The organism is Caballeronia grimmiae (assembly GCF_000698555.1).
GTDB classification, from domain to species: domain Bacteria; phylum Pseudomonadota; class Gammaproteobacteria; order Burkholderiales; family Burkholderiaceae; genus Caballeronia; species Caballeronia grimmiae.
This window is the reverse complement of sequence record NZ_JFHE01000009.1, coordinates 60,729-77,870: the sequence shown is the minus strand read 5'-3', so window position 1 is coordinate 77,870 and position 17,142 is coordinate 60,729. Positions and strand designations below refer to the sequence as shown.

The 17,142-nt window shown below is 61.2% G+C and carries 13 protein-coding genes; 10 read left to right on the top strand and 3 right to left on the bottom strand.

What is annotated here, in order from left to right:
* Positions 1-3 precede the first annotated feature (3 nt).
* Entirely contained in the window at positions 4-993 is a 990-nt protein-coding gene (gene dhaK, locus BG57_RS12390) for a dihydroxyacetone kinase subunit DhaK (protein ID WP_035963568.1), read from the top strand.
* Positions 994-1,660: 667 nt separating this feature from the next.
* On the opposite strand, the gene BG57_RS12385 is transcribed toward dhaK, so the two are convergent.
* Positions 1,661-2,518, bottom strand: a complete 858-nt coding sequence (locus BG57_RS12385) for a bile acid:sodium symporter family protein (RefSeq protein WP_075583123.1) — start codon at positions 2,516-2,518, stop codon at positions 1,661-1,663.
* A 35-nt stretch (positions 2,519-2,553) separates the two neighbouring features.
* Positions 2,554-2,955, bottom strand: coding sequence for a YidH family protein (locus tag BG57_RS12380; RefSeq protein WP_206539429.1), 402 nt, complete (start codon positions 2,953-2,955; stop codon positions 2,554-2,556).
* Between the two features lie 410 nt (positions 2,956-3,365).
* Here BG57_RS12380 and BG57_RS12375 point away from each other — a divergent pair, with 410 nt between their 5' ends.
* The 8 genes from BG57_RS12375 to BG57_RS12345 all read left to right on the top strand — a co-directional run bounded on the left by BG57_RS12375 (position 3,366) and on the right by BG57_RS12345 (position 14,622).
* Complete coding sequence (locus tag BG57_RS12375; RefSeq protein WP_052005783.1) at positions 3,366-4,802, top strand: anaerobic sulfatase maturase; 1,437 nt, start codon at positions 3,366-3,368, stop codon at positions 4,800-4,802.
* 157 nt (positions 4,803-4,959) lie between these two features.
* Positions 4,960-6,450 carry an arylsulfatase gene (locus BG57_RS12370; RefSeq protein ID WP_035963390.1) on the top strand — a complete coding sequence of 497 codons (1,491 nt, stop codon included), beginning with the start codon at positions 4,960-4,962 and terminating at the stop codon, positions 6,448-6,450.
* A 165-nt stretch (positions 6,451-6,615) separates the two neighbouring features.
* Positions 6,616-9,330 (top strand): MGH1-like glycoside hydrolase domain-containing protein, encoded by a 2,715-nt coding sequence (locus tag BG57_RS12365; protein ID WP_035963389.1) that lies wholly within the window; start codon positions 6,616-6,618, stop codon positions 9,328-9,330.
* Between the two features lie 23 nt (positions 9,331-9,353).
* The gene (locus BG57_RS12360; protein WP_035963387.1) at positions 9,354-10,142 is read left to right on the top strand and encodes a hypothetical protein; all 789 of its coding nucleotides are present in this window, start codon (positions 9,354-9,356) and stop codon (positions 10,140-10,142) included.
* A gap of 800 nt (positions 10,143-10,942) precedes the next feature.
* The gene (locus BG57_RS32520) at positions 10,943-11,290 is read left to right on the top strand and encodes a hypothetical protein (protein ID WP_152562576.1); all 348 of its coding nucleotides are present in this window, start codon (positions 10,943-10,945) and stop codon (positions 11,288-11,290) included.
* Positions 11,291-11,652: 362 nt separating this feature from the next.
* Positions 11,653-12,837, top strand: coding sequence for a zinc-dependent alcohol dehydrogenase (locus BG57_RS12355; RefSeq protein ID WP_035963386.1), 1,185 nt, complete (start codon positions 11,653-11,655; stop codon positions 12,835-12,837).
* Between the two features lie 10 nt (positions 12,838-12,847).
* Entirely contained in the window at positions 12,848-13,438 is a 591-nt protein-coding gene (locus BG57_RS12350) for a hypothetical protein (RefSeq protein WP_229754055.1), read from the top strand.
* 818 nt (positions 13,439-14,256) lie between these two features.
* The gene (locus tag BG57_RS12345) at positions 14,257-14,622 is read left to right on the top strand and encodes a hypothetical protein (RefSeq protein WP_035963560.1); all 366 of its coding nucleotides are present in this window, start codon (positions 14,257-14,259) and stop codon (positions 14,620-14,622) included.
* Positions 14,623-14,798: 176 nt separating this feature from the next.
* On the opposite strand, the gene BG57_RS12340 is transcribed toward BG57_RS12345, so the two are convergent.
* Positions 14,799-15,770, bottom strand: a complete 972-nt coding sequence (locus BG57_RS12340; RefSeq protein WP_035963385.1) for a helix-turn-helix domain-containing protein — start codon at positions 15,768-15,770, stop codon at positions 14,799-14,801.
* 93 nt (positions 15,771-15,863) lie between these two features.
* Here BG57_RS12340 and BG57_RS12335 point away from each other — a divergent pair, with 93 nt between their 5' ends.
* On the top strand, positions 15,864-17,108 hold the full coding sequence (locus BG57_RS12335) for a DUF1479 domain-containing protein (protein ID WP_035963383.1): 1,245 nt from the start codon (positions 15,864-15,866) through the stop codon (positions 17,106-17,108).
* Positions 17,109-17,142: the final 34 nt, after the last annotated feature.

The following is a 17,142-nucleotide window of genomic DNA, read 5'->3' as shown; positions in this document are numbered from 1 at the left end:
ACCGTGAAAAAATTCATCAATCATGTGGACGACTTTCTCGCCGAGAGTCTCGCGGGATTCGCCGCAGCCCATGCCGACCTGGTCGTGCTCAATAGCGAACCGGTGTTCGTGCGGCGCAGGAATCTGAAGCCTGGCAAGGTCGCGCTGATATCGGGCGGCGGCTCGGGGCACGAACCGCTCCATTCAGGGTTTGTCGGCCATGGCATGCTCGACGCCGCCTGCCCGGGCCAGATCTTCACGTCACCGACGCCCGACCAGATGATGGCCGCCGCCAGGGCCGTCGATACCGGTGCGGGCGTGCTCTTCATCGTGAAGAATTACTCGGGCGATCTGATGAACTTCGAAATGGCGTCGGAGATGTCCGAGGTGCCGAATGCCATGGTCCTCATCAACGATGACGTCGCGGTAGAGAACTCCAGCTATACGACCGGACGGCGCGGGGTTGCGGGCGCCGTGATCGTCGAGAAGCTGGTAGGCGGCCTGGCTGAAAGCGGGGCGACCCTCGATGAGTGCAAGATGTTTGGCGACCGGATCAACAAGCGCACGGCTTCGATGGGTGTCGCATTCTCCAGTTGCACGGTGCCGGCAGCTGGCACGCTGACGTTCAAGATCGGCGACGATGAGATCGAAGTCGGCGTCGGCATTCATGGCGAGCCGGGCAGGCGGCGCGCGAAATTTGCATCGGCCGATACGATTGCGGGGGAGTTGCTCACGGCTATCGTCGACGATCTCAAGCCACCTGCGGGGGCTAGCTTGCTGGTGCTTGTGAACGGCCTTGGCGGCACGCCGCTTGGCGAGCTTTATCTTCTTTTCAACTCAACGCGCGCCTGGCTCCAAAAGCGCGATCTGACGATTGCGCGTGTGCAGGTGGGCGCGCTGACCACTTCACTCGAGATGGCGGGCGCTTCGATCACACTTTGCATCCTCGACCAAGAAATGACGAAGCATTGGGACAGCTCGGTCCACACGCCGGCGCTACGGTGGGGTGTATAGCACCGAGGCGACGATGCGACGATGTGCCGGTGCGAAGCAAGCGTTCGCCGGTCGACAGCGCATGGTCGGGAGAGGGGCTTATCAAAGCGGCGTCACTGTCTGCAAGGTCCGATTGTGCGAAAACTTCATGAGGCCGAAAGGCGGTGGCTCGAATCCTGGTAAGCGAACGTCACGCATCGATCGGAGAGCCGACACTCGCGGTGATGGTCCGTCCGGCCGCTCCGGGTCGTGAGTGCTAGTTCGCTGATGCAAGCTGTTGCGGTCCTGCTGCGCGACGTCGCCACGGTCAGCAGACCGCGCCGCTGCTGACGTTCAAAAGAAACTGCCTCAATGTCGGCTCAGGCCAAAGCACAGACCGCCGGATGCACGACAGTACGGCCGCGTGTTTCACGTGAGTGAGATTGGAGTCGCTGCTTGCGCCACAAAAGCTATTCTTTCAGTACGCGCGTCGTCGGCCAAATATGAACGACGTGGCGCTGTCGAAGAAGAACGGCCCTCATAGAAGGCGTAAACGTTCGATCCGCGTAGCTGTTGCGCTTTGACGTGCGCTCAAACATTGAAGCTTCTGTGCTTCCTTCTCGGTCGTCCGCAGCTTGCGCATTGGAGTCATGCCTCTCCATGACGCGTCGCATTCGAGCGTGCGGGCACTGCGCTTGAAACTCGCGCGTCACTGAAGCGAGGCGACGCGTCGTCGTCGTAAAGCGAAGTAGACGCCAGCCACGGCGAACGACGTGACGAAGTACGCGACGACGAGCACCAGGGTTCTCGGTCCGACGAACTCCGCCGCAACGACCAGTGCAATCCCGATGTGTCGCGCCGAACAGGCGATAGCCAGTGCAGCGCGGTCGTTCGGGTCGGGGCCGCCGAGGATGTGGCCGATGACCAGCCCGGCGATCATCAGCGCCACGAGCGCGCCGATGCCCTGCCAGGTGAGTCCCGCGAGATGGTCCCGATGAAGGATGAGCAGAAGAATGCCGGAGACCGCTAGCACGATCCATGCGGCCGACATCACCCGGTTCGACCATCGTTCCGATGTCGCCGGGAAAGCGAAGCGCAGGCCCATGCCCAGCAGAATGGGCAGCAGAACGGTTTTGCCGATGTTCGCGGTCACGGAACGTAGCGACAGTTCCACCGCGACGTCGAAATAGGCGCTCAATGCGGCCGCCCACAGCGGCACTGCGACGATGGCCATGAGCGATGACGTCATCAGTAGGCTGAAGATGTACGGATGGCTGTCGAGCTTGTCGAGGCGCCGCGGAAGCAAAGGCGCGCCCGCCGATACGGCGAGCGTGAGCAGGGTCGCTTTCACGCCTCGATCGATGGGCGCCGCCAGCACGATACAGCATGCGACCAGCGGCACGAGCAGATACATTGCCGTCAGAGAGCGAAACATTAGCCCTGGTCGTTTCCATAGATAGCCTATTTCGGACACGGAAGTACCCGCGCCGACACAGGCGATCAGCACTGCAATCGATAGTTTGAGCAGGAACAATACGGTTTCAGCCACGATACCGGCATCCTTCAAGGTAAAGCGCGCGCCTTACATGTGCCTGCGTGCGGCTAGAGCAACCTTACGATGATGCTGAGAAACAGAAAGCTGCCGCAGAAAGCCATGACCAGGGCCACGAAAAAGGTGGGCCTGTACGGACTGACGAACTGATGCTCGCGCATCGCCATGATCATCAGCCAGTATTCGATCGTGCCCATCACCATCGACACCGTGCCCATGCCGATCAGGAACAGGCCGATGGTTCGGGGGCTATGCGGATGCGCAAGGTGAACGCCGGCTTCCCTGAAGCCTTCAAGCACCTTGTAGATCGTGAAGCCGAAGCTGATCATCGAGAGCGCCGTACGCGTCCACGCCATCAGCGTGCGATCGGCCGCCATCAATGTGCGGGTCGTCGCGAGATCGGTCCGCGCTTCGGCCAGCTGGTTCGCCGAGCGTGCTTCCACGTTAGCCACGCCAACCTCCGCATCGGTTCGTCGGCTCTGTGAGCTCTGTCGGCTCGATCCGCAGCAGTGCATCGAGGGCGATATTGCAGACTCACATCATGGCGCTGTCGGGCGTCAACGTTAATCTAGTGCATCGGACGCGCGATTGCGAGAAACACCGGCTCAATGTTTGCACGTTCACGCCCTCGAACCATGCACGCTTCGGCCGCTATGCGCAGTGCACTTAAATAGGGCTAGCGAAATTGCGTTTGATTTCCGCGCACAAGCTGTCTTAAATACGAAACACGTTTGTGCCCGCGATTCTCTGCTTTCAGTCTTTTCCAATTAGACCCGAGCCACCTTCGGGCGACGTCGAAGCGCCTGCGCGATGACGTCAGGCAATCCTTTCGGCTTTCTTAACATCAAGGGGTATGACGGCGATGGAAGCCTCGTTGCGCACACGCGCTTCATCATCGAGCGGCGAAGAAGCGAAGCTGGACCGCAGCCGGCTCGCGGACGCGCCGCCGCGCTTTCACTTGCTGGCCAAGCCGAGTGGATCGACCTGTAATATCGATTGCAAATACTGCTTTTTCCTGTCGAAAGAGGCGCTTTATCCGAACGAAAAGCATCGCATGTCTAATGAGACGCTGGAGACTTACATTCGCCAGTTGCTCGAGTCGCATCGCACGCCGGAAGTCACCGTCGCGTGGCAAGGCGGCGAGCCGACGCTCATGAGAGTCGAGTTCTTCAGGAAGGCGGTTGAAATCGTCGAGCAGTATCGAAAGCCGGGACAGACCGTAAAGCACACGTTCCAGACTAACGGCATTCTGCTCGACGACGAATGGTGTGAGTTTTTCAGGCAGCATCACTTTCTCGTCGGTCTGAGCGTGGACGGACCGCGCGAGCTTCACGACACCTTTCGCGTCGATCGACGCGGGCAGGGCACCTTCGATCTCGTCATGAACGGATGGAGGCAACTGCGCAAGCATGGCGTCGATTTCAACGTCCTGTGTACCGTCAATGCCGCGAACCAGCACCACGGCCGATCGGTGTATCGCTTCTTTCGCGATGAGCTTGGCGCGCGATGGATTCAGTTCATTCCGATCATCGAGCGCGCCACCGAGCAAACCATTCAACTGGCCAATCGCGGCTGGAGCGAACAGGCGGGCCATAAGCGCGTGTTGTACACGCAGACGGGCAATCGCGTCACCGATCGCTCGGTCGGCGCGAAGGAGTACGGTCTCTTTCTCATCGACGTGTTCGAAGAGTGGGTGCGCCGCGATGTCGGCCGCGTCTTCGTGCAATTGTTCGATGTGACGCTGGAAGCGTTATTCGGTCGTCACCTGTTGTGCATTCATGCCCCGACCTGCGGCCTCGGTCCGGCGCTCGAATATAACGGCGACCTCTACGCGTGCGATCACTTCGTGGAGCCGGGATATCGGCTGGGCAATATCCACGAGACGCACATGCTCGAACTGATGGCGTCGCCCGCACAACGCAGGTTCGGCATGGACAAGCGTGACTCGCTCACCGCTCAGTGCGGGCGATGCGAAGTAAGGGCGCTGTGCAACGGTGGATGTCCGAAAGACCGCTTTTCGCTTTCACGAGACGGCGAAGCGGGGCATAACTATCTGTGCGCAGGTCTGGAGCTGTTCTTCATGCAGTCGCGCCCCGCGATGGAAACGATGGCGAAGCTTGTTCGCAATGGCCGGCCGGCTTCCGACGTGATGGCGATCACCGCGAGCGATGATAAACGGCGCGGTCCTTATGCGCCTTGTCCATGCGGCAGCGGCAGGAAGTTCAAGTTCTGCCACGGCAACCACGCGCCGCGTCATTCGTTCGACTCGGGGAGCAGTAAGGCGCGGCGCACTTCCTGACAGGAACGTGGTGCCCGAAGACGCCGGTAGCGGTGACGAGTTCATCGAGCAGGGACCGGCGAGCGGCATGCTGGCTCAGTTCGGTGATTGATGAACCTTCTTCGCCCGGCCTGGTGCAGGCCCGGCCGGGCGCAACCTGACAGGAGTGGAAGCAATCATGGCGACAAAGCAACCGAATATCCTGATTCTCTGGGGCGATGATATCGGGTGGTGGAACATCAGCTTCAATAGCCGTGGACAGATGGGTTATCGCACGCCCAACATCGACCGGATTGCGAACGAAGGCGTGGCCTTCACGGACTACTACGCCCAGCAAAGCTGCACGGCGGGCCGCGCCGCATTCATCACCGGACAGAATCCGATCCGCACGGGGCTGACCAAGGTCGGCATGCCGGGCGCCGACGTGGGCTTGTCGGCGGAGGATCCGACCATCGCGGAATTGCTCAAGCCGCTTGGTTATACCACCGGGCAATTCGGCAAGAATCATCTGGGCGACAAGGACGAATTTCTGCCCACCATGCACGGCTTCGACGAGTTCTTCGGCAATCTCTATCACCTGAATGCGGAGGAGGAGCCGGAGGACCCCGATTATCCGAAAGACCCTGCGTTCAGGAAGCGTTTCGGTCCGAGAGGCGTGCTCCATTGCCGCGCCGATGGCAAGGGCGGACAGCGAATCGAAGACACCGGTGCGCTGAACAAAAAGCGCATGGAAACGATCGACGAAGAAACGACCGCGCTCGCATGCGCGTTCATCGACAAGGCGCATAGCGAAGGCAAGCCGTTCTTCGTCTGGTACAACACGACGGCCATGCATTTCCGCACGCACTGTGCCGAGAAGCACAAAGGCAAGAGCGGACAGGGCGACTATAACGATGTGATGGTCGCGCACGACGAAAACATCGGCACGATGCTGGCCAAGCTTGACGAGCTGGGCATTGCCGAAGACACCATCGTCATGTACTCGACGGATAACGGCCCGCACTTCAATAGCTGGCCCGACGCGGGCATCACGCCATTCCGGTCGGAGAAGAATACCAACTGGGAAGGCGGGTGGCGCGTGCCGGCCTTCGTCCGATGGCCGGCGAAAATTCCTGCGGGCACGGTGCTCAACGGAATCGTCACGCATCAGGACTGGATGACGACCTTGCTCGCGGCGGCGGGCGAACCGGATGTGAAAGAGAAACTGCTTCAGGGATACAAGGCGGGCGAGAAAACGTACAAGGTACATCTGGACGGTTTCAACATGCTTCCTTATCTCACCGGGGAAGTGAAGGACAGTCCGCGCGATTCGTTTTTCTATATCAGCGACGACGGCGACATCATGGCGATCCGCGTGCGCGACTGGAAGATGGTGTTGCTGGAGCAGCGCGCGAAGCAACTCGCGTGCTGGGCTGAGCCTTTCATCCGGCTGCGTATCCCGAAGATGTTCCACCTCCGGCGCGATCCGTTCGAGCGCGCGGACGAGAACTCGAATACATACTACGACTGGATGATCTCGCACGCCTACTTGCTCTATGCGATGCAGGCGGTCGTGGCCGCGCAGATCGAGAACTTCAAGGCTTATCCGCCGCGTCAGAAGCCGGCATCGTTCAATCTCGACGCCGTGCTGCGGCAACTCGACGATGCGGGTGGCGGTGCGCATCACTGACATCACTGACATCTCCTTAAGCAGAAGAGAAGCCGTCCGGCGAGCCGCCAGTTCGCCGGGCGGTTGCAATGAGCCGCGCGTAGCGAACCGGAAGTCGAGGCAATGCCATCCATGTCTGGCCTGACGTGAAGCGGCCAGCTGTTCCGCATTGGAAGGAGGTGTCAAGTGACCGCAGAGCACGTCCGGCTCGATGAAGCCCGGCAGGGCATCGCGCCCTGGAAGAAGTGGGGACCGTATCTGTCCGAACGCCAGTGGGGCACGGTGCGCGAAGACTATAGCGAGTCCGGCGACGCCTGGAACTACTTCAATCACGATCAGGCGCGCTCGCGGGCGTACCGATGGGGCGAAGACGGGCTCGCAGGAATTTGCGACGACCAGCAGCTGCTTTGCTTCGCCGTAAGTTTGTGGAACGGTCACGATTCCATCCTGAAAGAAAGGATGTTCGGCCTGACCAACGGGGAAGGAAATCACGGCGAGGACGTTAAGGAATACTACTTCTATCTGGATTCGACGCCGACGCATTCCTGCATGAAGTATCTGTACAAGTACCCGCAGGCCGCTTATCCCTACGACGATCTGGTCGCGACGAATCGCCGGCGCAGCCGTCAGGAACTCGAATACGAGGCGATCGATACCGGCATATTCGACGAAGACCGCTATTTCGATGTATTCGTCGAGTACGTGAAGGCTGCGCCGGAAGACATACTGATTCAGATCACGGCGTTCAATCGCGGTCCCGATCCGGCCGCATTGCATGTCCTGCCGACGCTATGGTTTCGCAACGTCTGGTCGTGGGGCGAGGAGGTCGCGCGACCGTCGCTTCGTCAGGCATGGGCGGGCCGCGCAGGCGCCGTCATCGCGGCATCGCATGGCGAGCTGGGCAGTTGGCGGCTCTATTGCGAGGGCGACGTGGCGCTGCTCTTCACCGAGAATGAAACGAATAGCGAGCGCCTTTACGGTACGGCGAACCGCACGCCCTACGTGAAGGACGGCATCGACCGCCATATCGTTCATGGAGAAGCGGCGGCCGTGAATCCGCAGATGCGCGGGACGAAAGCCGCCGCGCATTACGCCGTGGAGATTGGCGCGGGCCAGTCCCATGTCTTGCGCTTGCGACTCGTCAGGGACACGCCCGAGCGCGAAACATCGGCGGAAGAAGGATGCAGCACTGCGTTCGGCGGTTACGCAGAAACGATGACGGCGCGCCGGAACGAGGCGGACGAATTCTATGCCGCGGTCATTCCCGCATCGCTGGACGCGGACGCCGCGAACGTCATGCGACAGGCGCTCGCCGGCATGATGTGGTCGAAGCAGTTCTATTACTACGACGTCGACAAATGGCTCACCGAGCGCGGCTCCGATCCGTTCGATCCGGCGCGGCGCTCGCCGCGCAATGATCACTGGCACCACATGTTCAACGCGGACATCGTTTCGATGCCCGACAAATGGGAGTACCCGTGGTACGCGGCCTGGGATCTCGCGTTCCATGTGCTCGCCCTGACGCTCGTGGACGAAGATTTCGGCAAGCAGCAACTCGACCTGATGCTACGCGAACGCTATCTGCATCCGAGTGGGCAGCTTCCGGCCTACGAGTGGAACTTTGGTGACGTCAATCCGCCTGTGCATGCGTGGGCGACGATCTTCGCCTATCGTCTCGATCAGCACCGCCACGGTCACGGGGATCTCGCCTGGCTGGAGCGGTCGTTTCATAAGTTGCTGATGAACTTCACGTGGTGGGTCAACCGCAAGGACCGGACCGGCAACAACGTATTCGAAGGCGGATTTCTGGGGCTCGACAACATCGGCGTATTCGACCGGAGCGCACCGCTGCCCACGGGCGGGTATCTGGAACAGGCCGATGGCACTGCCTGGATGGCGCTGTTCTGTCAGAACATGCTCGAGATCTCCGTGCAGCTCGCCTTGCACAATCCCGCGTATGTAGACATGTGCGTGAAGTTCGTGTCCCACTTTCTGTGGATTGCATCGTCGATGCTGCGTACCGGAGAAGGCTGCGGCATGTGGGATGAAGAGGACGGCTTCTTCTACGATGTGCTGAGACTGCCGGACGGGCGCGCCGAACGGCTGAAAGTGCGCTCGATGGTGGGACTGCTGCCGCTGTGCGCCGTCACTTCGTTCGAGGGTGCGCTGGTGGATCGCTATCCCGATGCCTTCGAAGACCTCAAGCCGTTCTTCGCAGCGCGCCCCGAGATCATGGCGTCCATCCACGATATGACGTCGCTGGGCGTCGGCAATCGCCGGCTGGCCTCGATCCTCAACGAATCGAATCTGCGCCGCGTGCTCTCGAAGATGCTGGACGAGAACGAGTTTCTGAGTCCCTACGGCATTCGCTCGCTGTCGCGATACCACGCGGACCACCCTTACATCTATCGCGCGGGCGGCCAGGAGTACCGCGTTTCATACCTGCCGGCGGAATCCGACACGGGCATGTTCGGCGGCAACTCGAACTGGCGTGGTCCGATATGGATGCCGGTGAACGGGCTCATTATCCGCGCGCTGTTGCAGTACTTCAGCTACTACGGGAACACTTTCAAAGTGGAGTGCCCGACCGGTTCCGGACATGACATGACGCTCTACGAAGTAGCCGCGGAAATCACCCGCCGGCTGACGAGCCTCTTCGTGCGGGGCAGCGACGGCCGGCGGCCGGTTCACGGCGGCAACCGGAAGTTTCAGGAGGACCCGCACTGGCGCGATTACGTGCTCTTCTACGAATATTTTCATGGCGATAACGGCGCAGGGCTCGGCGCCAGCCACCAGACCGGATGGACCGGCATCATCAGCCGCGCGATGCATCTGTTCGCCACCACCACGCCGGAGGAGTTCTTGCACGCGGGGCGAGCTGCGGCCTTCAAGGACCATTGATCTGCACATCATGAGGGGAGCACATGCAGCCCGAATCGCGGAAGGCGAAAGCGATGTGGATGAGCGGCGCGATGATGTGCGCACTCGCGCTGGACAGCAACGCCCAGGAGCAGGCTGTATCGAAGGGTCAGGACGCATGGCAGTTTTCAGTGACGCCATATCTCTGGGTGGCGGGGCAAAGCGGCAGCGTTCGTATCGGACGAGTCATTCCGGCGCAGAACGTGAACGTGCATTTCTCCAATGTGCTGAGCAATCTGGACTTCGGCGTGATGGGTACGCTCGAAGCACGCAAGGGCCGCTGGTCGATCATTCTTGACGGGTTCTACATCAGCATGGGCCGCGATTCGGATCCGATCCTCGGTGGCGATCTTGGTACCGCGAGGCTGAAGCTCCAAAACAGTATCGTGCAGCTTGCGGGCGCCTACCGCATTTTGCCGAGCGACGCCGTACCGGTGGACCTTTACGCGGGCGTTCGATACACGAACCTCAACGCGAAGCTGACTTTTTCGACGAGCCGTCTGTTGCCGTCGGGCGCGGCGCGCGGCACGAGTGTGGATTGGGTCGATGGTCTGGTGGGCGTGCGCGCCACGTACCGGTTCGCGGACAGATGGTCGGTCTGGGGATCGGCGGATGCCGGCGCAGGAGGCAGCAACTATTCGTGGCAACTCATCGCCACCGTGCTGTTCGATGCAACGAAGAACATCAGCATGAGCGGCGGATTCCGAATACTCGCGCAGGACTACAACACCTCGTCCTTCTACTACAACGTCAGGACTGCCGGCCCGTTCATCGGCGCGCGGATACGCTTCTGAGGCCGCTGATAGCGTGCGCTTTGGGAAAGCGCGTTCTTGTTCGGCGGAGAGCACCAGACTTCGAACAGGGGAGACTCGTCGTGCCGCTCAGGCCAGTAAGGCCGTCGATCGCACGGTCGAACGGCTTCACGCGACGCTTCGGGAAAAAATAATTCGCGCTTGACCGGATTGGAGCCCCGAACGGCGCAACGTTCCTCTGCGGTATCAACTCGCTGAAGGATTCGGCGGCGGCCGACAACTCGCGCCTTGCATAAGGGCAGGGTGGGGACCGATCGCAACGCGAAAGGAGGGTTGCGACCGCCCTTCTGCGGCTCGCTCATATTCAGAACAAAGCATCCGTTACGTCTTTGTCGGTGAAGTGAGCATCCTGTCCGGACGCGGGCGGCTCAGCAGCTTCCTTCGGGCCACCACGAACCTCTGTTGCACATCAACCTGCCTGACGGACTACAGATGAAAGCGCCGCTCGAATAAACCTGTCCGTTCCAAACACATTCGCCTTCTAACGGGGTCGATTCGACCGCGTACGGGGACAGTTCTATTGGCGAATTCTGCTTGCTCGGATCCTGCGCCTCTACGTTGGGGGTTTCTTCTGCCATGTTAGTCACCTTATCCATTCCGTTGTTGCCTAGTCAGCGTGCAGCAAACCATATTCCGCGTAAGACCGCGGCCCCGTCGCAGGAGTCGCGTTTTAGACCGACGCCTTTTCATAGGATCCGTCGGCACCACAGCTTTTTGGCCGGTCTACGCTAGTCGGGGCATTGTCGCCTTACCAGTGCGACTGCGTGGACGCATGAGGTCCTATGAAGATGAAGACGGTAGCAGCGGTAGTGACGGCAGGCGATCAAGAAGTCGCGGCCGACTATGACGTGTCGGCCGGTCGAATCCGTATCACGAGCGATGGAGCGGTCGTAGAAGACATTGGTCCTCCTGATTCATGGATCGCTTTAAGTTCGGTGGCAGAAGGAAGCGAATGGGGCACGCATCCAACGCCTGATGACCTTCAGCGCTTCTTGAAAAGATATGTGGCCGAGCGAGGAGACTATGTTCATGCGCGACCCGGCGAACGGGAGCAGGGCAAGCATGGCCGAATGCGTGTATTAGGAGCGGTGCGCCGGTGGCTCACTTTCCGAAAGTGCGGTACGCATTGAAGCGGCGGATCTAGTGGCCGACTAGCCAATGCATCGAGCCACAAGCGGCTCCAAGGAAGCGTCGGCAAGCGCTGATGCGCCATCCCGCTGTAGACGCTCCGTCGACTGCATCAAGTTCGCGTGAGCAACATGACGTGGCTGCGAAGACGGCACGACGAATGCGAGACCGTCCGCGTCATGCGAGCCGTGGCCGGCAGGGACAGCGACACACGGAGGCAAGAATGAAACGCGCGACCGCCAGAACGTTTGGCTTCGGCGCTCGCAATGGCGTAGCTGCAGCACAGTCCTTTGTCTAACGAGAAGCCACGCGACGGTACTGCGAACACATGTGCGGGACCGTGGCTAATTTTGAAGGAGGTTTTATGTTAGCCACGAATTTTCGCGGACCGTACCGGATCCGGGTGTCGCAAAAACCGGATCCCCTGATCGAACACCCGGGCGACGCCATCGTCCGCGTGACGCGCGCCTGCATCTGCGGCTCGGATCTGCACCTGTACCATGGACTGGTGCCCGACACGCGCATTGGGCACACCTTCGGCCATGAGATCGTCGGCATTGTCGAAGAGGTGGGCTCCGCGGTCGAGACCCTCAAGCCGGGCGATCGCGTGCTGGTGCCGTTCAACCTGTTCTGCGGCTCGTGCTTTTTCTGCCAGCGCGAGCTGTACAGCAACTGCCACAACACCAACCCCGAAGCGACCGCAGTGGGCGGCATCTACGGTTACTCGCACACCACCGGCGGTTACGATGGCGGCCAAGCCGAGTTCGTGCGCGTGCCGATGGCGGACGTGGGACCGTACAAGGTGCCCGAAGATATCGTCGACGACGACGCAGTGCTGCTGACCGACGCGCTGCCGACCGGCTACCAGGCCGCCGAGATGGGCGACATCCATGAGGGCGATACCGTGGTGGTGTTCGGCGCAGGGCCGGTGGGCATCTTCGCCGCCAGGTCGGCCTGGCTGTTCGGCGCCGGTCGCGTCATCGTGGTCGACCATATCGATTACCGGCTCGACTTCGTACGCCGCTACGCTCCCTGCGAAGTCGTCAATTTCCGGGAGGTGAGCGACATGGCCGTGCACATCAAGAAGATGACGGACTGGCTGGGCGCGGACGTGTGCATCGATGCGGTCGGCTGCGAGGCGGCGGGCAGTCTGACCCAAACCATCACCGGGCGCTGGACCATGCTGCAGGCGGGTTCGGCGACCGCGCTGTTCTGGGCCATCAACTCGGTGCGCAAGGCCGGTAACGTGTCGATCGTCGGCGTCTACGGACCGACCTTCAACGCGGTCCCGATCGGCAACGCGCTGAACAAGGGCATCACGATGCGCATGAACCAGGCGGCGGTCAAGCGCCATGTCCCGCACCTGATCGAGCACATCCGCCAAGGGCATTTGAACCCGAAAGCGATCATTACCCACCGTGTGCCGCTGGAAGAGGCGTCGGACGCGTACCACGTCTTCGCGAGCAAGTATGACAACTGCATCAAACCGGTGCTGATTCCTCCGCGTGCCGGCTCCGCGCGCTCGATGGCGACCAGCGTCGTTCACTGAAGGAGCAGCCATGGATAACGAAATCGCCCGCCGCGATCTTGCCGAGCAGCGGCGGAACCCGCAACACCACGGCCACGTCGACTGCGAGCGTCAGATGGACTACGACCTTAACCGGCACAGTCCTCCCCGCGAAGAACTGCAGCGCATCCCGGGCTGGGGCTCGGACCTCGATCACAAGAACCGTCCAGCCATCCCGATGGAGCGCACCCCGCCACGCTTCATTCACGTGCCGCACGGACAGCCGGTACAGCAGGCGCAGACTGTCGAAGTGTTCTGTTCGCCGGAGCGGCCGGGCATCACGCCGCTTTTCGGCACGGCCCAGCCGCCGAAATGGCTGTCCGGCGCGATTCGGCGCGTTGCCTACAAGCTGCCGGAGAACGACCTTCGCCACTGGCTGATGCTGATCGCCGCCGACCGCGTCAACGTGGTCGAAGGCATCGTCGACGACCTGCGGCGCGGCTACGTACCCAATGTGCTCGGCGAAATGGGCATCCGGTCCGAACTGCGCCACAACCCTGCCGGGCTGGTGCGCAAGGCGCTTATCGCCACCGCGGTTGTTGGCGGAATCGCGTTGCTTCGGAAGCGCCGCACGCAGTACTGATCGTGTAGCGCGGGTTGGCACTTGTTCTGAGCGCAGTCGGGTCATGACACTCGCGGACCGTGAGGTGTCTGCCCGGCGGCGCGGCCGGCGATCACAAACGCCCAACGTCTGGGCGGTCGGTCAGCATTCGCTTCTTGCCGCGACGGTGGCCACTTGCGATTGGTCGCCGGTGCCGGTTCCTATGCATGCGGGAGTGCCTGGTTGCGTGGACCCGCTCGTAGTGGGCGCCCTTTCGGACGTGCCGAGTATGTCGGGAGGCCAGGTTGTTATCGCTACTTCTGTCGGTAGTCGATAGCGGGAACTGCCAGATCCTTAACTTCGCGGCTTGCTGGTAACTGCATTGCGGGTTTCGGCGTGGTCTTGTTGACCACCAACCTTCGATCCTCCGCAAAAGACGTCCGGCCCGGCAATCGGTGGGTCGTTGAAGACTGATTCGAAGTTCGAAAAAGCCAACATCCAACTGCGCCGCGTCGCCAACGACGGCAAAGCGATACGAACCGCCCCGACGGCAGCCGGACGCCGAACTTTCAGCTGTCGCCCGGTCCGGATGCATTGGCCTCGCAGCCTGCCGATAGGCTAGCTTCAGTTCTGGCGTGATCCTCGGCAGACTGGCATCGCGGCTGCTGCACAGCCAGGCGTGGCGGCTTGCGCGCGAGGCTTCGAGACATCGCCGGGGCGCGGTGCCGGTCAATGGGCCGCCGCATTGGTCCCGGTCAACGCGCCTGTAGGCTTCGCCTTTCTTGCGAACGCGCCTATGATGAACAGGCCGGCGAGTAAGAGCCGCGTCGCCTTCTGGGCGCCATCAAATGGAGGCCGTCATGAAGAAGATCTGTGACTGCGCGCAGCTTCGCGCCACGCTAATTGCGTTGACTGGCGTTACCGTCCTGTGCTTCGCCAAGGCTGCTATCGCAGAGAGTCAGGCGGCGAAGAAGCTTGGGCAGATCACCGTCATCAATCAGATGCTTCAGCCGAAACCGCTGAAGCAGAATTCCGCGGCGCCCGCAAACAACAACAATGTTGCTACGTCAAACGCCACTACGCCTGCCCCGAGCGTCAGTCCAAACCACAACGCTGCTCCGACCTACAACTGGAACGCCATCAACGCGGCAAATGCGGCGAACGCGGCGAATGCAGCGCGCGTTAACGCGATCCCCGGAGCGCCTCCGCCCGCTCGCAGCAAGTAGTAATTCGCTGAATACGCTGCTGCGAGAGATGATGGGCGTGTTTGAGAGTGGGGTCGAGCCCAGCCAAGTATGGCGGGCGACCGGTATGCTGCTTTCCGCAGGGTGATCGGAGCAGTGCACACGATGCTGCATTCCGATACCTTCCCTCGGTGGTCTGCTGGATTGCAGCACCCGGATCAGCGCCCGCTTCGCCGTTTCTTTTCTCCTGATGATTTCCGCTCACGTTCCAGCGAAGGCGATCGCTCGGTCAGGGGAGCCGCGTCGTCGTGACCAGTAGGCGCCGCCGTCGCGAACTGCCGCCGATATTCGGCCGGTGTCGTTTGCCTGGCGGCCTTGAATTGCCGATTGAAATTGGCGACGTTCGCGAAACCCGATCGGGCAGCGATGACGGCAACGGGCAACGAGGTGTCGGCTAGCATCCGGCACGCGTGCCCGATACGAACTCGGGCGATATACCGTCCGACGCTCTCGCCGATATGCTGGACGAAATATCGCGTGAGCGTGCGCTCCGACAGGCTGGCCGCCGCGCACAGTTCTGACAGCCGCAGCGGTTCGGCAAAGCGCGCATCGATCATCGAAAGCACACGGTTGATCCGCTCGGGCTCATGACCGGACGGGCCCGTCGTCGCCTGATGGAAGGCGCTCGGTGAAGCGAGCGGCTGGCCGGGCGCGTCGGCGAGAGCGCACAGAATATCGAGTGTCGCACTCAACCGTTCGCGCGCCGCGTTCGAAAGCAACTGGTCTAGACGGCCGCGCATCCATTCACCGGCGGGCGCCTCGAACGCCAGCCCGCACGCCGCTCTGCGCAAGAGCCTGCGCAGCGGTTCATATTCGCGGCAGCAATCAGCCATGCGACGTGCCCAGTCGCCGTCGAACCAAATCACGATGGCCACCTGCGGCGAAGACGGCTCGATAGAGCGGTTGGACGCCCACGTATGCGGCAAATCGGGCGGCACAAGGACGAGATCTTCCGCTTCGTAGTCCTTGACCGAGTCGCCGATGTAGCGCTTGCCATGACTGTTCATGGTCAGCGTCAACTCGTACTCGGGGTGGTGATGCCATTCGAACGGAATACGCGGAAGCCGACGATGGTAAACCCGGACCGAACAGTCCTCGCCGAACTTCACATGCTCGTACGCAGGTTTCATGGCCGAAACTACAAATAAATTGACTGGATCGTATCACGCAATGCCGTGTACAAGTCATATGCTAGCGCCACGATAATCTGCATGGAGACAATCATGGCGCTGAAAATCGACGACTTGCCGGGGGCCATCCGGCAGGCAAAAAAGGAGCTGCGCGCGGCGTTGCCGAACTACCGGGAGGTCTTCGCCGAAGTCGAAAAAGCGATCGGCGGAGCGGCAAACCAAATCGCAGCGCAGCGCGATCGCGGAGAAAACGTCATCCCGGAGATTCAGTTCTCCGACATCACCGAACAGCGCGTGACGGCCGAACAGATCGCGCTCCTTAAAGCGCGGGGCGCGTGCGTTATTCGCAACGTCTTTCCGCGCGAGCAGGTGCGGCAGTGGGACGACGACATCGCGCATTACGTCGAACGGAATCATCTCGACAAGCGCCTCGAGAACCGCGCCGAGGACAAGTACTTCGGCCAGTTGGCGTCGAGCAAGCCGCAGATCTATGGCGTCTATTGGTCGAAGCCTCAGGTGTTGGCGCGCCAGTCGGAATCGCTGACGACGGCGCGAGTCTTCCTCAACAAACTCTGGCGCAACGAGAGCGAAGGGCGAATTCACTTCGACCCCGAACATGTGCCCGTCTATGCCGACCGTCTGCGCCGGCGGCCACCCGGTTCTGCGTCGCTCGGGTTGTCGGCGCATTGCGACGGCGGCTCGGTCGAACGCTGGATCGAAAGCAATTTTCGCAAGGTATATCGCCATGTGTTCTCCGGCAACTGGCGCGAATACGATGCCTTTGACGCGGCTTTCCGCACGGACGTGGATGAGATCGCTTCGCCCGCCGTCTGCTCGATGTTCCGCACCTTCCAGGGCTGGACCGCTTTGACGCCGCAAGGCCCTGGCGACGGAACGCTGCAACTCGTGCCCATCGCCAACTCGATGGTGTACATCCTGTTGCGCGCGCTTCAGGACGATGTCGCCGATGATGACCTGTGCGGCGCGATGCCCGGTCGCGCGCTCTCGATCAAGCCGGAGTTTCATGCGCCGCTGTTCGAGGCGTTGTCGTCGATTCCGAAAATGGCAGCGGGCGACACTGTGTTCTGGCACAGCGACGTCATTCATGCCGTCGAAGACGAGCATAAGGGCGCGGGCTACAGCAATGTGATGTATATCGCCTCGGCGCCGGCGTGCGCCAAGAACGACGCGTATCTGAAGCGTCAGCTGCCGAGCTTCCTGAAAGGCGAAAGCCCGCCTGACTTCCCGACCGACCACTTCGAAGTTGATTTCACCGGCCGCGCAACCGCTGACGACCTGACGCCGCTTGGCAAGGCTCAACTCGGTTTTGATCTGTAGCTTGAAAACGGGCACGCATGCGCGTCGCGCTGAT